General features: G+C 60.5%; 2 protein-coding genes and 3 pseudogenes. 3 read left to right on the forward strand and 2 right to left on the reverse strand.

All coding sequences use genetic code 11. From position 1 onward, the window contains the following. Positions 1–129 precede the first annotated feature (129 nt). The 3 genes and pseudogenes from B7X49_RS18240 to B7X49_RS18250 form a co-directional block, all read left to right on the forward strand. Positions 130–726: pseudogene (locus tag B7X49_RS18240) on the forward strand (toprim domain-containing protein); the annotation flags it as partial. A gap of 359 nt (positions 727–1,085) precedes the next feature. Then, positions 1,086–2,024 (forward strand): annotated as a pseudogene (locus B7X49_RS18245) (DUF2493 domain-containing protein). Positions 2,025–2,721: 697 nt separating this feature from the next. After that, complete coding sequence (locus B7X49_RS18250; protein ID WP_026440774.1) at positions 2,722–3,045, forward strand: DUF736 domain-containing protein; 324 nt, start codon at positions 2,722–2,724, stop codon at positions 3,043–3,045. A 411-nt stretch (positions 3,046–3,456) separates the two neighbouring features. Here B7X49_RS18250 and B7X49_RS18255 read toward each other — a convergent pair whose 3' ends face one another. Beyond that, the gene (locus B7X49_RS18255) at positions 3,457–3,945 is read right to left on the reverse strand and encodes a GNAT family N-acetyltransferase (RefSeq protein ID WP_286840561.1); all 489 of its coding nucleotides are present in this window, start codon (positions 3,943–3,945) and stop codon (positions 3,457–3,459) included. Positions 3,946–4,009: 64 nt separating this feature from the next. Then, positions 4,010–4,084 (reverse strand): annotated as a pseudogene (locus tag B7X49_RS18890) (hypothetical protein); the annotation flags it as partial. Positions 4,085–4,173: the final 89 nt, after the last annotated feature.

Here is a 4,173-nt window from a genome sequence, read left to right on the forward strand (position 1 = left end):
CAGCCAGCCGGATCAATGAACTCCTACCCTGGATGATCGACCAGAAGTCCTGACGTCCTGCCCAAAACTAGGCCAACGGCCTCTGGCGGACGCTTACGCATTACCTCGGTGACGCTTTCCGATATCAGCTCAGGTGCGCTGCGCTTTCACCCACGCTGCTTCTATCGTGCGACACCTGACGCGATGCCGGAAGCCTGGCCCGCGTTGATTGCGGCGGTGACCGATCTTGATGGCATGATCACCGGTGTGCACCGCACCTGGCTCGATCCTGGCGGCTTTGATCGCATTCGGCTGGGCAAGGCACCGCTTGAGACACCACGGCGTGCAATGGGCCATCTGCTCGGCCATGCCGTCCGGTTCGGTCTGGCGAATGGTCTTGATGTGCTCGTCGCCGGGGAGGGCATCGAGACCATGCTGTCGCTGCGCTGCGTGTTGCCTGCGATGCCGATGGCAGCATCACTCTCGGCGGGGCATTTGGCCGCCCTGCTGCTGCCTGCTGACTTGCGGCGGCTCTACATTGCCCGCGATGCTGATTCAGCCGGTGATCGCGCCGTGGCAAGCCTGACCGAACGCGCAATTGCCGCCGGGATCGAGGCGCTGGTCCTTTCGCCCCGCCTGGGCGATTTCAACGATGATCTCCGCGAACTTGGCAGCGCCGAATTACGGGCGAATTTGCGCGGGCAGATCGCGCCGGAGGATGTCGCGCGCTTCATGAATCCCAGCTGAAATTTGACGCGGCGGAAACGCTGATTGCTGCTCGTTGACGCCGGTATCGTATTCGCAGGCAAGGCACGCCTGTGTGCCGGGGGCCCCGCCGGCGGCCTTCCGAGAGGGCGCTCTGTGCCGTGGGCAGCGGCGGCCCGCAATGGCGGCGGGGCCGCTATTTTCCGCCGCCCCGGGGAACGGTCAGCAACACTGATCATACCGAGTGACGCCGGGGCTTTGCATCGCGAAGCAAAATAGCGGCCCCGCCGTCATCCTCCGCTTACGCTCCGGCCTCACCGGTGCGGGCCGCCGCCGCCCACGGCTGGGATCGCCATGGAAGGCCGCGATGGGCGCGGGTTTCCGGCAAACAGGAGCACCCCATGACCCGCGACTTTGACGATACCGGCTATGAGCCACCGCATGCCGCTTCATCCACCGCGCATATTCTCAGCGAACTGCAGCTCTATGGCTACCATCCCGGCCAGGACGAGCCCGACCCAAGGCCACTGCCCGAAGCACCGCTGATCGTAGGTGCCGTCGCGGATATCTTCGATGCATTCGCCGCGACCCTGTCCGACACACGGCTGGAGCCAGATCTTGAAGAATTGCTCTGGGCGACGGTCAATCTTTTCCATCGCGCCGTAGGCCGGATCGAGCGGGCGCTCGACGATAATGAGCAGGCCCAAAAACGTAGCCAGAAGGAGCAGGATGGTTCTGAGGTGCGCTCGGTCGAGCTGGAACGCCTCACGGCGGAGGGGCAGACACTGCTGGAACGGCGTGACTGCTTGGAATTCTTCCGCGATCAGGCCGCAGAGCAATTTGAGCGCCAAACACGTTCAGCCTGGCGCCCACGCTCCGGATCGATGGTTAATCACCGCGCGCTGACCGCTTCCCTTATCGACAGCCGCGACTTTATCGCCGCCAAACGCCGGGCCGAGACCGAGCCGCTGCTGCCCTCCGGCCCTAAAATCGCCTTCACCGGCGGGATGGAGTTCAACGATCACATCCTGATCTGGGACAAGCTCGACAAGGTTCATGCCAAGCACCCGGAGATGGTACTGCTGCATGGCGGTAGTCCGAAGGGGGCCGAGCGCATCGCCGCCGCCTAGGCCGATGCGCGCAAGGTGACGCAGATTGCCTACAAGCCCGACTGGGCACGGCATGCCAAGGCGGCACCATTCAAGCGCAATGACGCGCTGCTGGACGCCTTGCCAATCGGCGTCATGGTGTTCCCCGGCACTGGTATCCAGGAGAACTTGGCCGACAAGGCCAAGAAACTCGGTATTCCGGTGTGGAGCTTTTGGAATGGGGGCGCATAGCCCCTACAATCCGGCCCCACGCATACCGTATTCCAACGGCAGGCTAAAGCCGCCCGCCGACGGCGGCTTTATTCATCGGACAAGCCCCCGCCAACACCCCGCCCGGCATCACCGGCGGAATTCACCGTGGCGTGTGCCCCGTTTTGCTGGGGAAATCGGACGGAAAAGGCGTGATCCTCGCGCAGCATTGCCGTGGATTGGCATGGTCAGGTGCGCGTCTGGATTCATCGCTTGAACAGAATGATCTCTCCACTGCGAAATGCATGACCATGTGCCGCCAATCCGCTTGTCCCTTGATGTGAGGGCAGGGGGCGTTGGAGCGACGGGTTATACAGGGCATGATGGCGCGGCTACGTCTGCAACAAAGTCTCGCTCTCGGTCATGGATGTTGCCGCTTCGTGGAAGATTTCAAATGTCGCCATACTTCTCCTGACTGCCTGTCCCAAGCCGCGCCACGCGGCCTCTCCGTGGCTGATCTGACCGAAGGACGATCGCCTTCCTGCAATGGCGGCATCTGACTTTTTTCCCCGGCAGCGATGCTGCCTCCTCGCGGACGCTGCGCTTCAAAAAAGCCAGAAGCTGCCATCCTCCGCTGACGCTACGGCCGCAGGCGGTGCAGGCCGATCGTGCCCCCGGTCAATAGGTCGCCATCGAGGCTGCGATGGTCGCGGGCTCGAAACAGCATAGGAGAATTGACATGGCTAACATTGGAACCTTTAAGAAAGTCGGCAATGAATTCCACGGTGAAATCGTTACCTTGAGCGTGCAGACGAAGAATGTGCGGATCGTGCCTGAAACCAACCGTACCAGCGATAACGCCCCCAGCCATCGCATATACGTTTCAAAAGCTGATCTCGGTGCCGGATGGTCCAAACGCTCCGCTGAGGGGCGCGATTATATCTCGGTCAAGCTGGATGATCCGAGCTTCAGCGCGCCGATTTACGCCAACCTGTTCGGCGATGAAGGCAGCGACGGGTACACCCTCATCTGGTCCCGCAGCCGCAAACAAAATGGGGAGTAACACCCGCGATGAGCCCCGCTCGGCGAAGCCGGGCGGGGACGTGCTATAAAAATTGACGAGAGCTTTTGGAAAACGTCAATATCAGCAGAGTAGAGTTTCGGCATGGAGTACGCAGCTTTTTGAAAAAAGCTGCACCAAAAACTTTTTTGAATTATCAGAGTAGGCTGGTCATACTGGAACTACTCATCCAAGACGACTTACAAATATTGACGCCTAGTATCGGCCGTAAATAATTCAGCCATTCGAAATGACTCCGTATATCGCTGTTATGCTGTCAACATCGGCCATTCCGCCGTTACCATCAACGCCTCCGATAATAAGCAGGATGGGCCGGGCGCGGAAAGACTGCTTACGGGGCAGCTTGTGGCGAAAACGACCGCGGAGGCGGTTCTCGACTTTGTCTGTCATCCATCAGCGCGCCTGGAGATGTTTGCGCATCCGTACGAGCGGGATATTGACGGCGCCGGCGGCGGTATCAACTAGCTCGACAATTTCGTAGCCGCAGGCGAGGTAGAGCAGCTGGCCGCTCAGCGTCGCCATCAGCTCGGCTGATGAAAACCCTTCAGATGATGCTTCATGCTCGCAGCGGGACAGGATCAGCCGTCCAATGCCCTGGCGCGCGAAATCCGGGTGGGTATACATCGCCCGGATTTTTGCGCCGTCCCGAGAGGGATCGAGCAATGCCGAGTCTCGCAGTTCGCCGCTGTGGTCACCGCCGAACAATGTCGCGCGCCGACTCCAGCCGCCGCAGCCCACAATACCTCCATGGTTTTCCACGACGAAATACGTGCCATCCTCCACGAGCTGGGTATCCAGCCCCATGATCATATGGCTCGCCGCGATCTGTTCGGGCGAGAGTAACCCAGCCTGCAAACTGTCGATAGCAAGACCGACCTTCATGCAGGAGCTCCGCTTCCTCAAGCGCCGCTTCGAGGATAGGCACGAGATTTTTCGCATGTTCGCGTTTTGCGAGGGCGGGGAAGACGCCGCCGTATTCTCGGTGGATATCTATCTGCGAAAGGAGCGCGTTTCCGAGCACATGGAATTGCGCCGATGTCTCGTCGCCCGCCTGCGCAGACAGACTCTGCGCTTCAAGTATCGCTATCGCGGTCTCGTCGCAGCTGGTTT

Source organism: Acidiphilium sp. 34-64-41, from assembly GCF_002282635.1.
In the GTDB taxonomy this organism is placed as follows: domain Bacteria; phylum Pseudomonadota; class Alphaproteobacteria; order Acetobacterales; family Acetobacteraceae; genus Acidiphilium; species Acidiphilium rubrum.

Coding starts and splice junctions, on each gene's coding strand:
- B7X49_RS18250 (WP_026440774.1), top strand. CDS start 2,722: ATGGCTAACATTGGAACCTTTAAGAAAGTCGGCAATGAATTCCACGGT.
- B7X49_RS18255 (WP_286840561.1), bottom strand. CDS start 3,945: ATGAAGGTCGGTCTTGCTATCGACAGTTTGCAGGCTGGGTTACTCTCG.